Here is a 14,914-nt window from a genome sequence, read left to right on the forward strand (position 1 = left end):
TTCTAATTGTTTAGAGTTCTGAGTGCAGAGCTAAGTGTTTATGAGCTTTTTTTGTAAGTCTATACAAGTAAAAGACTAATGATTGTGTCTTGGGAGCTTTTTAGAGATCCCTTGATACTTAGTCGCTAGCTCAATAACAGCGCCTTGTGATAAATCGCCAACGGTATCACGATATATTTCTTGCCACGGTGTTTGTGATTTTGGTGGTGCAATATGTGTTACTGTTTTGCGGCTTTCAAATTCACCTTCAGGCAGTAATACATCACAAGTACCCTTGTTCATATTGACCCGCAGCATATCGCCTGTTTGTAAATAGGCTAAGCCACCGCCAACAGAGCTCTCTGGTGAAACATGTAAAATTGAAGGACTGTCTGATGTGCCTGATTGTCGTCCATCACCCAAAGTTGGTAAGCTAGTAATACCTTGCTTAATTAAGTAATCAGGTGGCTGCATGTTTACAACTTCAGCCGAACCTGGCCAACCAATAGGGCCAGCGCCACGAATTACTAAAATACAGTGAGCATCAATATTTAAGGATGGATCGTTAATACGTTGATGATAATCTTCTGAATCTTCAAAAATTATCGCCCGAGCATCAAAAACGCCTTCGTTACCTTTTTCTGAAAGAAAACGCATGGTAAACTCAGGTGAAATAACACTGGTTTTCATAATAGCGAAATCAAAGAAGTTGCCAGAGAACACGGCAAAACCTGCATCTTTCAACATAGGTTCATCAAACGACTTAATTACTTCTCTGTCGGTTTTAGGTAGGTTTTGTAAGTTTTCAACCAATGTTTTACCCGTAACGGTTAATACATTGCCATTAAGTTTATTGGCATTTAATAATTCCCACATGATGGCTGGAACACCACCCGCTCTGTGAAAACGTTCACCTAGGTATTTACCCGCCGGTTGAACATTAGCAAGCAGAGGAATAGGTCGTGCTAATTCATTCCAATCTTCAGCGGTTATTTCAACACCGGCATGTCTAGCCATTGCCATAAGATGTGGTTGTGCATTAGTGGAACCGCCTAAGGCTGAGATAACTTTCATGGCATTAAGAAAGGTTTCACGAGTTAGTATTTTAGAAGGGGTTAGATCTTCATAAGCCATTTCAACAATTCGAACACCGGTACGATAGGCTATTTGGCCACGTTCTTTATAAGGCGCCGGTATTGCAGCACAACCTGTTAAAGACATACCTAACGCTTCAGCGACCGAGTTCATGGTTAATGCAGTGCCCATAGTATTACAGTGACCTGCAGATGGGGCTGAGTTCATCGCTAGATTGAGGAATTCAGTTTCATCAATTTCACCGGCAGCTAAACGCTTTCTTGAACGCCAAATAACTGTGCCCGAACCCACTAATTCCCCATCGTGCCAACCGTCAAGCATTGGACCACCTGATAAAACAATTGCTGGAATATCTACTGTTGAAGCTGCCATTAAGCTTGATGGGGTTGTTTTGTCACAACCGGTTGTTAGCACAACGGCATCAATTGGGTAGCCAAATAATATTTCCACTAAACCTAAGTAAGCTAAGTTACGGTCAAGTGCTGCGGTAGGGCGTCGACAATTTTCAAAAATAGGATGAGCCGGAAATTCAATAGGAATACCCCCTGCTGCTCTAACACCATCTTTTACGCGTTTGGTCAATTCAATATGAATGCGATTACATGGCGCTAAGTCGCTGCCTGATTGCGCTATGCCAATAATAGGTTTACCCGAACGTAACTCTTCAGGCGTTATACCGTAGTTCATAAATCGTTCTAAATATAAGGCGGCTAAATCAATATGTTCTTTGTTATCAAACCAATCTTGTGAACGGAAACGGTGGTTTTTATTTAATTTCATTATATGGTTTCTTATTAGATTAATTTAAAGGTTAGGGACATATTCAAAGTGATGGAAATCTGCAAAAATACCTTCACCACTTTGATCTGAGCAATGTAAACAGATAAATGCCCCAGTAAAAAAACCTTTACCTTTGACGTAATCATCTGAGAGTTTCCAAGCATCGAAAACTACATCTAATGGTTGCCAAGTTGTGTCATCGAATGAGTATTCAAATGTTAAACTCGTACCGCGAACACAAACTTTCAACGATATATTGCTAACAGAATCAGGTATATATATCGGTTGTTCATAGAAGTAATAAGAAGCTTCGCCTCGATCTACTTGAATGATTTTAAGTGCACGAACACCTTGGCTTTCATCAAAATCAACAAAACAGTAAATCCAATTTTTAGTATTGTAATAACACGCAATACCTGCATTTTGTTGTTCGTTAGTTGGGCTGAAAGATACGGAGGTTGTTGCATCAAAGTCGAAATGCTGCCACCTGTACCCAATAGTTGATTGAGGGAATTGTGAAATAAGCGGTTCTTGTCCGTACAACCTTAATCCTGATTGACTTCCTGTTAGCGCTCCCATTTTTTCACAAAAAGGAACACGTAACGTTTGCCATTCTGGATGTAGCGTATTGCTATCAAAATTATCGATAAAACTGTCTGGCCAAGTCTGAGAAGTAGCTGTTTTAGACGAAAGTGTAGCAAAATTTGGTGCTTCAACTTGTAGCTTAGTAGATGCACCGCCAACCACATAAGGCCAACCATCACGCCACTCAATTTTGTCGATAGCGGTTTCTCTGCCTAAAGGGCAATAGCCTGAAATTTTGTTATCGATAATTTCAATGGTATCGGGTAAAGGACGACCGACAAGAAACACCATATACCATTCGTTAGAATGGGTTTTGATCATTGAACCATGTCCTGCTTTTTGTAGCGGAGCTTCGGGTTTATCAATGGTGGTTAAAATAGTTTCATCAGGGTGTAATTCAAATGGCCCAAATACACTTTTGCTGCGCAGGACTGTAACAGCATGCTCGTAAACCGTGCCACCTTCAGCCACTAATAAATAATAGTACTCGTTAACTTTATATAAATGTGGAGCTTCAGTTAACTTACGTTCTGTTCCACCAAAGATGATTTTACGGTCGGTCGATAAGCGTTGTTCATCATGAAAATATTCTTGGATGATTATGTTGTTATGCGGATTGCTATGATGTTTAGGTCCCCACTGTCTGTAAGTCATGAATTTTCTACCAGACTCATCATGGAATAGCGAAGGGTCGAAACCGCCAAATTTTAGCTTGATGGGCTCGCTCCACGGACCTTCGATATTTTTGGCAGTAACAAGGAAGTTATCGCCAGATTTCCAAGGGCTATCAACACTTTTTACATTTGAATACACCAACCAAAACAAACCATCGCTATAGGTAAGGCAGGGGGCCCATACACCGCCAGAATCAGGTATGGCGTTCATGTCTAATTGGCTAACGCGATCTAAAGGTTGGGCAACCAATGACCAATCATCTAAATTGGTACTATGATAAATGCGTACACCAGGAAACCATTCAAATGTTGAGGTAGCAATATAATAATCTTTACCTTTAACACAGATAACGGGATCTGGATTAAAACCTTTAAGAATAGGATTAGTTATCATAATTGATGACTCATAGGAATGGAGTGTATTGTGCCATCTAGCATGTTAGGTATTATTACATGTGATAAAATGATGTTGGTCTTAATTTTGTTCGTTTTCATATATCCCCCCAATATTTTATGTTGAATTAATCGAATATCTTATCTGTTTTGATACGTTCAACAGAGCGTAGCTCAGGTGAACCACCTTGCATTCCTGAACCAGACGCAATCCATAAATAATCATCCATCTCAACAATGCCACTGCCATGTCTGCCTTGATTTAATGATGCAACACTTAACCATGCATGTTTGTTTATATTATAAAAATGTACTTCTTCATGCGCTTTATTTGGGTTTGCGCTCTCGCCACCAACAACAATGAAACCGTTATTTTTTGCATATACAGATACACCGGCTCGAGGAACAGGCAATACTTCTTTGAGCGTATCCCATTTATTGGTTTCGATATTAAATACATCGATTTTATCTACAACTAAATCGAAAACGTTATTTGTTTTTCCAAAAGTTTTACGTCCACCAGCAACATAAATTTTATTATCTATAACGACAGCTTGGGCATGATCCCTAGCATGTGGAGCATCAGGCAATGTAGTCCAAACTTTTGTTTTAAAATTATAACGATCAACCCATGCAACATTACCATCTGTATGGCCATTTTTTATGCCACCAACAAGAAACAATGAATCATCGATAACTACGGTAGATACACTCCCCCTAAGTCGCTCTTTTGGAATTAGGGGACCTTTTGCCCATTTGTTTTCGTTAGGGATAAAATAATAAATGTTAGCGACGGGTGTTTCAAAAGGGTAACCACCCGTTAATGCGCCAGCAATAATAATTTTATTTTTCCAAATAACCGGTTGAAAGTGATGCATTTCAAAGGGTGAGGCAGCTAGTGCTTTCCAAGCAAGTGTTTTAGGATTTAACACATTAACAGGCTTAATTCCGCGCCCACCAATTAAATAACCATGTTTTTCGAAGGTGATAAACCCAGCTTCATGTCTAGCTGAAAATTCATTATTGGTTTCAATAGTATCCCAGTTGTCAGCATATACATTTGAACAAGCCATAAAACCCATTAATGCGATAAGGGAATATTTGCGTAAACAACACATATAACGATTATTTAATAACATGTATTACTTTTCCTTGTTGAATTGATTAAAGAAACTTGCAACATCTGGGGTGTTTGTAATACCTAAAATCCAAGTAACTTCAGATAAATCAGAAAAATCGACGCCACCATTACTGATCGCTTTATTATTATATCTACCGTTGATACCGTTATATTGCGCAGCAACTTTATTTGCTTCTATCCATGTGTCAGAAGATAATAATTTTTTATTTTCAAGGGGGTTGATACAAATTTTTCGTCGTTAAATCCTGATGAACCGTTACCAGCTTTATTACCATCGGCAATTTTTATGTAGGTTGTATTTTCTTTCACGTAAAGTAGGGCGTCATGGCTCGTTTCTTTCTCATTCCATTCGCTGTGTTGAACAACAATAATGTTATTTTTAGGAACAGTAATATTTTCAGATTTTAGTTTCTCAAGTAGTGTTTGCGTATAATCACTTTGACCCGCTTCAGCAATCCAAATGGTACCGCCCATAGTTAATGTAGCTTTAATCTTTTCTGTTGTTTGAGTAATGGAATTTCTTCTCGACTGGTGAGCATCTGTCCAATATTCAGAAAAAACCATATTAAATAAATTATTGGCTGGCACATATAAACCGGCTTGTACGCCATAAGTGCCAGCTACAGCAAAATAGTTAAGCTCTTTGTGGGCTGGAGAGCGTAAAATTAAATCTAAAGCAGCAATAGTGTGAACATCATCTACGTCTGTTTTTAGATCAAAATTCAAAATAAGTAGATCATTTTTGATATCAAAAACAGGTGTTTTGGCAATTGCACCTAACGATAAAAGCGTTGATATCATTAGTGTAAAACGTATTAGTATTTTTTTCATGTTCACTCTCAAAAATTAGGGTTAAGCAAATGTTTTGTGTGTTAATGAGCTTTTATTTTCTTGCTTTTTCAATTTCTTTTTTAACGATTGGGTACAAGTCATAAGTGGGGTAAAATTCGGTTGTATAAGCTTTCCAGCCATAGCGTTCAACAGCTAAATTAAGCGATGCCAACTTGTTTGGCGGAACGCGTAAAGTAACCACTTGACCAATGCCCATCATGACTTTCCATGATTCAACTTCAACACCTTCAGGAGGAAAGTGTTTATAAAAATCAGACTCTTTTAATAATTCTTTTATTTCAAAGAGGTTTTTTGATTGGTCATGCTTTAAAAACACCGTAATGCTTATGGCTTCATCTGTATCGGCAAATGAAGGAAAGGTGATGAGTAAAAACAATTGCGTTATGAGTATTAATTTGAGATTTTTATAAAGTTTCAAAAGTTATTCCTTTTACGAATGTTACTGGTAACATTTGGTTGTACCAGATACTACCAATAACTTCTCTTACGAACAAGTGCCATAATAATATTTATGCTACAATTCACACATTATTTATTGCTTGTTGGACCAATCGTACTAATAATTCTATGAAAAAAGTTAAAAGAACTTCACTGCAAGATATTGCAAATACCATCGGTATAACAAAAATGACGGTAAGCCGTTATTTAAAAGATGAAAATCTTGTTGCTGAGCCGCTCCGGATAAAAATTAAAGAAACAATTGCCACACTTGGATATATTCCCAATCGCGGCCCTAGTATCTTATCTAAAGGAAAAAGCCAAGCCATTGGTGTACTATTTCCCTCTATTTCAAATCATGTTTTTGATGAAGTATTACGTGGTATTGAGTCGGTTACGGAGCCTGCAGGCTATCAAATTATGATCGCTCATTATGCGTATTCTCCTGAGCTTGAAGAAAAAAGAATTAGCTCTTTGTTAGGCTATTATGTTGATGGGCTTATACTTTCTGAAAGTGTTCATACGAGTAATACTTTACGTATGATTGATTCATCTGGTGTTCCTGTTACAGAGATTATGGATACTTGTACTCCACCTATTCAGCAAGCGGTTGGTTTTGATAATTTAGCAGCAGCTAAAGAAATGACGTTAAACATGCTAGAAAAAGGTTATAAAAATATTGCTTATATTGGTGCTAAAGGAGATACACGTGATTTATTACGACAACAAGGTTACGAAGAAGCGGTTCTGTCTTATCAGTTAACGCCTTTAATTTTTCGATCACCTGAATTTTCTTCTATCCGGTTAGGAACAGAAATTTTAGATGATATTATATCTACTGTACCTAAAGTAGATGGCGTAATTTGTACGAACGACGATGTTGCTATGGGGATGTTGTTAAGTTGCAAAAAAAAGGGCATAAAAGTACCCGATGAATTAGGGATTACAGGTATGCATGGACACGATATGGGACAGCTTTATTCTCCTGCATTGGCTAGTGTTATTACTCCTAGGTTTCTTATTGGGCAAGTAGCAGCTGAACAGCTATTAGCTAGAATTGATGGCTTAGAAGAAATAGAAACTTATATAGATTTAGGTTTTACGCTAAACGATGGTGAGAGCATTTGATGTTGTACCAATCAGACTAACTAAGTGATCTTTTTAAATGGGCTAAATATCCAATAACATCGTTACTTTCAATCCCAATAGCCAGCTATTGGCCAATCAAGCGCCTTGTTCTTGAAAATTTATCCTCATTAAAATTTGATCCATTAATTAATCTGATCAGTATTATACAATCTTCAAAATTAGGCTTACATTAAGTTAAAAGTAAATGTTAATAGTAAATAATGTAAGCCTGGGTCTGTTGAACTCTCGATATTACTTTTCTTGGTATTCGAAATACTCAAAGTCGGCGTGAATTTTTTGTCCTGAAAGATCTTGGCAAGCTAGTCCATAAAATGCGCCCGTAAAGTTAGGTGAATAGCCTTTTTCTGTATGCACTACATAATCGTCTGATAGAATACTACCGTCTAATTCTGGTCCTATTGCTTGCCAATTAGGTTGTGTAGCTTCAATTTCTATTGCAAAGAAAAACTGTATAACAGCCCCATTAAATTCAGCCTTTAGATAGACTTTTTTAACCTCTGATACATCGATAGCTTGGCTGATAGGATGCGATGTTTTATTGTCATCGCAACTTAAAACGTTAATAAACTTTTTACCTGAATAAGCATCTATATCGTCACCTGAAATATACACATAATGATAATGAGTTGTATTGTAGTAACAAACTAAGCCTGCCATCTGTTGAAAGTTTTCGGGTGAAAAATCAATACAGGTAGACGCTATTGTATGGTGAGCTTGTACTCTTCTGCCGATTAAACTTTGTTCAAAACAAGAACTAAGAGATTCACGACCATATAAGCGTAGGTGTTTTTGTCTATCGGTTTGACTTATCCATGCATTAGTCATGGGAACACGTAAACTTTGAAAGTTAATATCTAAAGAAGGAGAGTCAAACGTAATACGTTTTTTTTCTGGTTTAAATGTATGTTCAGGTAAATTTGGTGCAGGAACATGTTGGCGTGCCTCTTGAGAATCATGGTCTAAATAAAGCCAGTTATCTTCTTTCCACACAACCTTTTCTATTGCTGTTTCTCTACCCGTAATGCATCGACCTTGTTCAGTTAACGGACGACCCGTTAGAAATACCATATACCATTCACCATTTTGGGTTTCTACTAGATCTGCATGGCCAGTTTTTTGTAAATAGTTACTTGGTGAATCTTTTGAGGTGATGATTGGATTATTAGGTGCAATCTCATAAGGGCCAAAGATAGATTTAGAACGCGCTAAAGATACACAATGGCTATAACTGGTGCCACCTTCCGCTGTTAGTAAATAAAAGTAACCATTCTTTTTATAAATGTGTGGGCCTTCTGTTAACCCATGTTCGCTTCCTGAAAATATATGATGAACTTTTCCGATAGGCTTCTTCAGATAACGGTCAAATTCCTGGATGACAATACCACCAAAAAATTTACTGTTTCTGTGATCTACCATCATACTCATGTAATACGACTTACCGTTATCATCATGAAATAATGAAGGGTCAAAGCCTGTCCCACTTACAAATGATGGTTTAGACCAAGGGCCTTTAATATCTGAAGAGGTAACAACATAATTAGGTGTGTCTTTCCAATCACCATTAAAGTTTTTCACTACGGTATAAGTCAGGTAAAAAACATCATCTACATGGGTTAAACAAGGTGCCCAAATACCACATGAATCAGGTACACCTTTTATATCAAGTTGTGATTCTCTATTAAGCGGGCGAGTAATTAAATTCCAATTTACTAAGTTTCTTGAATGATGGATTTGTACACCGGGAAACCATTCAAACGTTGAGGTGGCAATATAATAATCATCGCCAACTCTAATAATGCTAGGGTCAGGATTAAAGCCTTTTAAAATAGGATTAGAAATTGTATTCATAATTTACTCTTTGATTAAAATTAATCGCTTACTTTGAATAAGGTTGGTAATCATAACTGGCCAAGCTTATGATTACCGGGGGAGGGGATATTTATTACTATTTATGTTTAAGCGCTTTTCTATCTAAGGCTTATTGCTCGCTCAAACTAGGTACAAATGATTTAGTCTTTAGTTGACGATCAAATAATAATGGATAGTCAGATCTACCTGTCATTGGCCAATCATTTCTCCATGTTTGAGCATCACTTACACCCCAAAAGGTTACACGCTTTATAACATTTTGATGTCTGTTAAATATTGCAAACAATTCCTGATAACGCGCACCTAACTGATTCTCCACTTCGGTAGGTAGACCGTCAGGGTAAGGATTAAATTCAGCCTGAAGGTCAAAATTAAGTGATACATCTGCGCCCATGTTATCTTCGTCAGGAAATGGGATAACTGATACATCTAATTCAGTAATTAAAACATCCATATTTAAGGCGCTATAAGCTTTGATAGAGTCTTCAATTTCGTTCAATTCAGGTGAAGTTAAAGAGTAGTGAGCTTGCATACCTACGCCATCAATACGTATACCTTTATTCTGTAAGCTTTTAACTAACTTTAAAACACCGTTACGTTTTTCTGGTTTATATAAGTTGTAATCATTGTAATAAAGTTTAGCTTTTGGAGCGGCTTTTGCTGCCATGATAAAAGCTTGCTCGATAAAGTCGTCGCCAATAATCGTAGACCATTTAGACTCTCTTAAAGAACCATCTTCATTTAATGCTTCGTTAACTACATCCCATGCATCAATTTTGCCCGCATAACGACCAGCAACAGCGTTAATGTGCTCTTCCATACGCTTAAGTAATTGAGCTCTATTTAATGGTTTGCCATTTTTATCTTCAAATACCCAATCAGGTACTTGCGAATGCCACACTAATGTATGACCTGTAAAAAAGTGGTTATTTTTGTTTGCAAACTCAACCAATGCATCGGCTGCTTCAAAATCGTAAACACCCTCAGAAGGGTGAATACGTTCCCACTTCATTGAGTTCTCAGGTGTAATGGCATTGAATTGTTGATTAACAAAAGGTAATACATCAATTGCTTGACCCATTATTTGCTCACGACTTAAAGCCGTACCTATTTTGTATTTATCTATAAATAAGTCTTTTAGTGCAACAGAATTGTTTGTTGTGCTTTCATCTATTAATGCTTTTGCGCTTGAGGTGTTTTCTTGAGTACTATGATTTGAATTAATACACGCAGACAAAGCCATTGTAATAGCAGGGATCAGTAATATAGTTTTAATTGATTTTTTATGTAACATAGTAATTATCTTCTAATTGTAATTATGACTATTACAATTACTATAATCGTTTAAGAGGGAAACATTCAATAACTTTTAACAATAAAATGATTTTATTCATCTTACCTTTTGATATTAAACAGTTTATTTATATTTATTTAGAATGATGATATTTTCTTTTAACAAGGCTAAAGGCTTCATTCATACAGTTTATTATTAATTTAACATTATGCGTTATTAGCTAACTATCTATTATTTGATATCAGGCTTAATAAGCGTATTATGTTTTTATACTTTGTTATTATAAATCAAAAGTTACCGGTAACATTGTAAGTTATTAATATTATTAATTAAAAATCTGTTTATTTTCCATTTTATATTATTGATTTATTAATATGGAATATGTATCCTCACCCTAATCAAATAGTCTTTATAACTATATAGGTGGAGAGATAGAATTTTTACCTAATATATCGTACTGCATCAAAATGAATTAAGAGCTTAATTATGCACCATCTTTCATCTAATATATCAAGCACAGAGCTTGATGAAGAAAAAATCCCTGAAGATTGTATTAGTAATATTACTGTTGATAATCTTATTTTTACTTTGCACGACAGCAAGCTAAAAGTTTTGTTGGTAAAGTATAATAGGGGACTGGCTACTAATAAATGGGGGTTAATAGGTCACTGGGTTAGAAGTGATGAAAACTTAGAAGATGCAGCTCTACGTGTAGTTAAAAAAACAACCAATGTCGATAATCTTTATCTTGATCAATTAGGCGCTTTTGGTGCTGTAGATAGGTATCCAGCCAGTCGAATTATTACTATCGTTTTTTATTCCTTAGTTAGGCATGAAGAAACTAATTTAATTAGTGGTGAAAATGCATTTGAGTGTGAATGGTTTGATGTTTACGACTTACCTACTTTAATGTTCGATCATGCGGATATTTTAGCTGCGGGTTTAAATTACTTAAAATACAAAGTACGCCATGAACCCATTGGTTTTAATTTATTACCTGAAAAGTTTACTTTGCTTGAGTTACAAGAAATTTATGAAGCAATATTAAATAAATCGTTAGATAAACCTAATTTTAGACGAAAAATTCAAAAAATGAATTTGCTTATCAATTGTAAAGAAAAACAGAAAAAAGTTGCTCATCGCGCAGCCACTTTATACAGATTCGACATTAATGTTTACGAAAAATTAAAAGAATTTGGCTTTACATTTGAGTTTTAGTTTTAGTTTTAGTTGATTTATTACTTCCCCCCTTAAAGATAACATTTGTTGTCTTTTTTTTTGCTGTAATCTCAGTAGGTTCGATTCCTCGACGCTTGCGGCGTAAAGATTTTTGACCTTTGACTAATATAGCACTCGTTTCTCGCGAAGCGGATTAGAGCCTATGCGAGAAGTCTTAGTGTGGGGTAGCTCATTTCTCTCTTGATCATATAGCTGTTTACATTCGTATAATTTGGATATAGTATTTTAGACTATATCGATAATTAAAATATTATAAAGTTATATTTGGGGTGTCCATGCAAAGCGAACAAAAAAAATTGACCATAAAAGAAAAGTTAGGCTACGGATTAGGGGATACGGCAAGTAATATCGTTTTTCAAATGGTCGCCAATTTCATGCTGATATTTTACACCGACGTTTACGGTTTATCTGCAGCAGCTGCAGGTACATTATTATTAGCGGTTAGGTTATTTGATGGCTTCACCGACCCAATAATGGGCGGTATCGCGGATAGAACGAGAAGTCGTTGGGGCTCTTATAGACCTTATTTGCTTTTCCTTGCTATACCCTATGCTGTTTTTGCGATATTAGCCTTCATCACGCCTGATTTTGATAGTACCGGTAAATTAATCTATGCCTATATAACTTACGGTTTATTAATGACGTGTTATACCGCGATTAATATTCCTTACGGTGCATTAGGTGCAGTAATGGCTACCGATCCAAAAGAAAGAACGTCGTTGCAGTCATATCGCTTTGCGATGGCCATGGCCGCATTAGTTGTGATTGTTTGGGCTATCCCTAAGCTAGTCGAGTTTTTCGGTGAAGGTAATGACCAACTAGGTTATCCGTTAGCGATGGTATTTATGGGCACGTTAGCTGCGATTTGTTTCTTGTTATGCTTTAAATACACAAAAGAAAAATCGGTACCTAAAGTAGAAGATAGCACTGATGGCTCAATAGAGCAGCCGAAACGTGGCCTTAGTAAAGGCATATTTACTGACTTTTTGATGCTGTTCAAAAATGATCAGTGGGTAATTATTGCCGTAATCAGTCTTATTACCTTAATACTTATTGGTATTCGCGCATCAGTAGCACCACATTATATTAAGTATTATGTGGGTGACGAATCGCTATTATCAAGCTTCCTCACATTATCTGCTATAGGCTCAGTGTTAGGTGCCGTATCGACTAACTTCTTAACCAAATTTTTTGAGAAAAAGACCTTGTTTCAAATTGCTTTACTGGTTGTTGTTGTTTCTCATTCTTTGTTCTACTTCTTAGGTGCTGATGAAATTGTCACGATATTTATCGTTTACTTTATTGCCAATTTTGCTCACATGATAATCACGCCAATTATGTTTTCAATGGTTGCAGATACCGTCGATTACGGCACTAAAAAGCTTGGTAAAAAATTAATCGCTATTACATTTTCAGGACATCTATTAGCGATTAAGTTTGGTTTTGCCATCGGTGGTGCGTTAGCAGGTTGGATCCTTGCCTTTACAAGTTATGAGCCCAATGTCACACAATCAGCTGAATCACTGTCAGGAATACTATTTGCCTTTGCAGGGGTACCTGTCATTTGTACCTTATTGTGTATTGTCGTTATATGGAAATATAAATTGACAGAGCCAGAGGTTAGAAAGATTCAAAGCTCACTTGAAAAAGCTAGTTAATTAAGTTAATTCGCCATAGCCAATTTAGGGTGATCAATGATTTAGTTTTATATCACATAAAACTAAATCATTTACTCACCACATAAGTAATCAAAACAGAAATAAAGTATAGGAAAACATATGACAACTAATAATCAAGCGGATATTGATTCAGCAAAATCATTGAGTCACGCAGAGCAAATTCAATTAAAAGATTTAGAACGCGCTAAGTCTTTAAAGCAAAAAAGTGAGCCACTTGTAAGCCACATTTATACAGCAGACCCATCTGCTCACGTATTTGATGGGAAAATTTATATTTATCCATCTCACGATGTAGAGTCAGAAATGATCATTAATGATGATGGTGATCATTTTGCGATGAATGACTATCATGTACTTTCCCTTGATCCAGAAGATTTTAGTGCTACAGACCATGGTGTATCACTTTCTATTGCCGATGTTCCTTGGGCTGATAAACAAATGTGGGCGCCTGATGCGGCTCATAAAGATGGAACATATTATTTCTATTTTCCTGCTCGAGATAAAGACGGAATTTTCCGTATTGGTGTTGCTTCGGGTACATCTCCAACAGGCCCGTTCACCGCAGAAGAAAATTATATACAAGGCACATTTAGTATAGATCCTGCTGTTTATGAAGATGATGACGGTAGTTATTACCTTTATTTTGGTGGGTTATGGGGCGGACAATTACAAAATTGGTACGATGGTAAATTTAATAAAGAAGACAAATACCCTGCAGATAATGAAGCCGCTTTACCCGCTAAAATGGCAAAGCTTTCTTCTAATATGCTTGAGCTAGCTGAAGAGCCTAAAGATATCATTGTTATTGATGAAAACGGTGATTCAATAACAGTAGGTGACAATAATCGTCGATTTTTTGAAGGCCCATGGGTTCATAAATATAATGGCGTTTATTATTTTTCTTATTCTACGGGTGATACCCATAAAATAGCTTATGCAACTGGTTCTTCACCTTATGGGCCGTTTACTTATCAAGGGGTTATTTTAAACCCTGTATTAGGTTGGACCAATCATCATTCCATTACTTGCTATGAAGGGAAATGGTATTTGTTTTATCACGATAGCAGCTTGTCAGGCGGACAAACGCACTTACGTTGTGTAAAAATGACTGAATTGATCCACGATGAAAATGGAAAAATTGAAACGGTAGACGCTTACGATTAAGACTAAAAAATTTACTTAATTAAGATATAGTCAATTAGACCTTTATTTGTAATATATTAAGCTTCATTTACTAAAGTAAAATTTTATTTATAAAATATTGAATTTGTTGTTTTTAGTTTAGTTATTTTAGTGTTTAAGGAATTTTTATTTTTAGTTTTAAAAAATTATTACATAAGAAAAAAAATAATTATTCGTTATAACACCTTATTGTCATATTGAATATATTGTGCTAATAATGTAATTGTCATTTTGACAATAATAAAATAAATATGTAAATCAGGGGACTCAAATGTTTAATAAAAAGATATTAACTACCTCCATCTTAGCTGCGCTTGGCTCAATGACCGTATCAACTATGGGTTATGCAGAAGAAAGCAAAGCTAAAGAAGTAGAAGTTATTACGGTTTCAGGTATTCGTGGCGGTTTAATGCGAGCTATGGATTTAAAACGTGGCTCTGAAGGTATTGTTGACGCAATTTCAGCTGAAGATATGGGTAAGTTTCCAGATACTAACTTAGCTGAATCTTTACAACGTATTACGGGGTTTCTATCAGCCGTGACAATGGTGAAGGTAGTCAAGTAA

12 protein-coding genes are annotated in these 14,914 nt (G+C 36.1%); 5 read left to right on the forward strand and 7 right to left on the reverse strand.

Annotation, left to right across the window (positions count from 1 at the left end; genetic code table 11):
- Nucleotides 1–75: 75 nt before the first annotated feature.
- The 5 genes from A3Q33_RS17620 to A3Q33_RS17640 form a co-directional block, all read right to left on the reverse strand.
- On the reverse strand, nt 76–1,854 hold the full coding sequence (locus tag A3Q33_RS17620; RefSeq protein ID WP_081181089.1) for an IlvD/Edd family dehydratase: 1,779 nt from the start codon (nt 1,852–1,854) through the stop codon (nt 76–78).
- A gap of 24 nt (nt 1,855–1,878) precedes the next feature.
- The gene (locus A3Q33_RS17625) at nt 1,879–3,507 is read right to left on the reverse strand and encodes a glycoside hydrolase family 43 protein (RefSeq protein ID WP_196797995.1); all 1,629 of its coding nucleotides are present in this window, start codon (nt 3,505–3,507) and stop codon (nt 1,879–1,881) included.
- A gap of 127 nt (nt 3,508–3,634) precedes the next feature.
- On the reverse strand, nt 3,635–4,645 hold the full coding sequence (locus tag A3Q33_RS17630; protein ID WP_081181091.1) for a Kelch repeat-containing protein: 1,011 nt from the start codon (nt 4,643–4,645) through the stop codon (nt 3,635–3,637).
- Nucleotides 4,646–4,821: 176 nt separating this feature from the next.
- Nucleotides 4,822–5,478, reverse strand: a complete 657-nt coding sequence (locus A3Q33_RS17635) for a hypothetical protein (protein ID WP_081181092.1) — start codon at nt 5,476–5,478, stop codon at nt 4,822–4,824.
- A 52-nt stretch (nt 5,479–5,530) separates the two neighbouring features.
- On the reverse strand, nt 5,531–5,917 hold the full coding sequence (locus A3Q33_RS17640) for a hypothetical protein (protein WP_081181093.1): 387 nt from the start codon (nt 5,915–5,917) through the stop codon (nt 5,531–5,533).
- A gap of 149 nt (nt 5,918–6,066) precedes the next feature.
- Here A3Q33_RS17640 and A3Q33_RS17645 point away from each other — a divergent pair, with 149 nt between their 5' ends.
- Nucleotides 6,067–7,065, forward strand: a complete 999-nt coding sequence (locus tag A3Q33_RS17645; RefSeq protein ID WP_081181094.1) for a substrate-binding domain-containing protein — start codon at nt 6,067–6,069, stop codon at nt 7,063–7,065.
- Between the two features lie 252 nt (nt 7,066–7,317).
- On the opposite strand, the gene A3Q33_RS17650 is transcribed toward A3Q33_RS17645, so the two are convergent.
- On the reverse strand, nt 7,318–8,934 hold the full coding sequence (locus A3Q33_RS17650) for a glycoside hydrolase family 43 protein (RefSeq protein ID WP_081181095.1): 1,617 nt from the start codon (nt 8,932–8,934) through the stop codon (nt 7,318–7,320).
- Between the two features lie 130 nt (nt 8,935–9,064).
- The gene (locus A3Q33_RS17655) at nt 9,065–10,249 is read right to left on the reverse strand and encodes an endo-1,4-beta-xylanase (protein ID WP_231295718.1); all 1,185 of its coding nucleotides are present in this window, start codon (nt 10,247–10,249) and stop codon (nt 9,065–9,067) included.
- 486 nt (nt 10,250–10,735) lie between these two features.
- On the opposite strand from A3Q33_RS17655, the gene A3Q33_RS17660 reads away from it, so the two are divergent.
- The 4 genes from A3Q33_RS17660 to A3Q33_RS20895 all read left to right on the forward strand — a co-directional run bounded on the left by A3Q33_RS17660 (nt 10,736) and on the right by A3Q33_RS20895 (nt 14,914).
- Nucleotides 10,736–11,467 (forward strand): NUDIX hydrolase, encoded by a 732-nt coding sequence (locus tag A3Q33_RS17660; protein WP_081181096.1) that lies wholly within the window; start codon nt 10,736–10,738, stop codon nt 11,465–11,467.
- A gap of 296 nt (nt 11,468–11,763) precedes the next feature.
- Entirely contained in the window at nt 11,764–13,146 is a 1,383-nt protein-coding gene (locus A3Q33_RS17665; protein ID WP_081181097.1) for an MFS transporter, read from the forward strand.
- 120 nt (nt 13,147–13,266) lie between these two features.
- Nucleotides 13,267–14,331: a glycoside hydrolase family 43 protein gene (locus A3Q33_RS17670; RefSeq protein ID WP_081181098.1), complete on the forward strand. Its 1,065-nt coding sequence runs from the start codon at nt 13,267–13,269 to the stop codon at nt 14,329–14,331.
- A 289-nt stretch (nt 14,332–14,620) separates the two neighbouring features.
- Complete coding sequence (locus tag A3Q33_RS20895) at nt 14,621–14,914, forward strand: hypothetical protein (protein WP_231295719.1); 294 nt, start codon at nt 14,621–14,623, stop codon at nt 14,912–14,914.

The organism is Colwellia sp. PAMC 21821, assembly GCF_002077175.1.
GTDB lineage: Bacteria > Pseudomonadota > Gammaproteobacteria > Enterobacterales > Alteromonadaceae > Cognaticolwellia.

Excerpts from the sequence above, each read along its gene's own strand:
- A3Q33_RS17620 (WP_081181089.1), bottom strand. The coding sequence starts at position 1,854 with ATGAAATTAAATAAAAACCACCGTTTCCGTTCACAAGATTGGTTTGAT.
- A3Q33_RS17625 (WP_196797995.1), bottom strand. The coding sequence starts at position 3,507 with ATGATAACTAATCCTATTCTTAAAGGTTTTAATCCAGATCCCGTTATC.
- A3Q33_RS17630 (WP_081181091.1), bottom strand. The coding sequence starts at position 4,645 with ATGTTATTAAATAATCGTTATATGTGTTGTTTACGCAAATATTCCCTT.
- A3Q33_RS17635 (WP_081181092.1), bottom strand. The coding sequence starts at position 5,478 with ATGAAAAAAATACTAATACGTTTTACACTAATGATATCAACGCTTTTA.
- A3Q33_RS17645 (WP_081181094.1), top strand. The coding sequence starts at position 6,067 with ATGAAAAAAGTTAAAAGAACTTCACTGCAAGATATTGCAAATACCATC.
- A3Q33_RS17650 (WP_081181095.1), bottom strand. The coding sequence starts at position 8,934 with ATGAATACAATTTCTAATCCTATTTTAAAAGGCTTTAATCCTGACCCT.
- A3Q33_RS17655 (WP_231295718.1), bottom strand. The coding sequence starts at position 10,249 with ATGTTACATAAAAAATCAATTAAAACTATATTACTGATCCCTGCTATT.
- A3Q33_RS17660 (WP_081181096.1), top strand. The coding sequence starts at position 10,736 with ATGCACCATCTTTCATCTAATATATCAAGCACAGAGCTTGATGAAGAA.
- A3Q33_RS17665 (WP_081181097.1), top strand. The coding sequence starts at position 11,764 with ATGCAAAGCGAACAAAAAAAATTGACCATAAAAGAAAAGTTAGGCTAC.
- A3Q33_RS17670 (WP_081181098.1), top strand. The coding sequence starts at position 13,267 with ATGACAACTAATAATCAAGCGGATATTGATTCAGCAAAATCATTGAGT.
- A3Q33_RS20895 (WP_231295719.1), top strand. The coding sequence starts at position 14,621 with ATGTTTAATAAAAAGATATTAACTACCTCCATCTTAGCTGCGCTTGGC.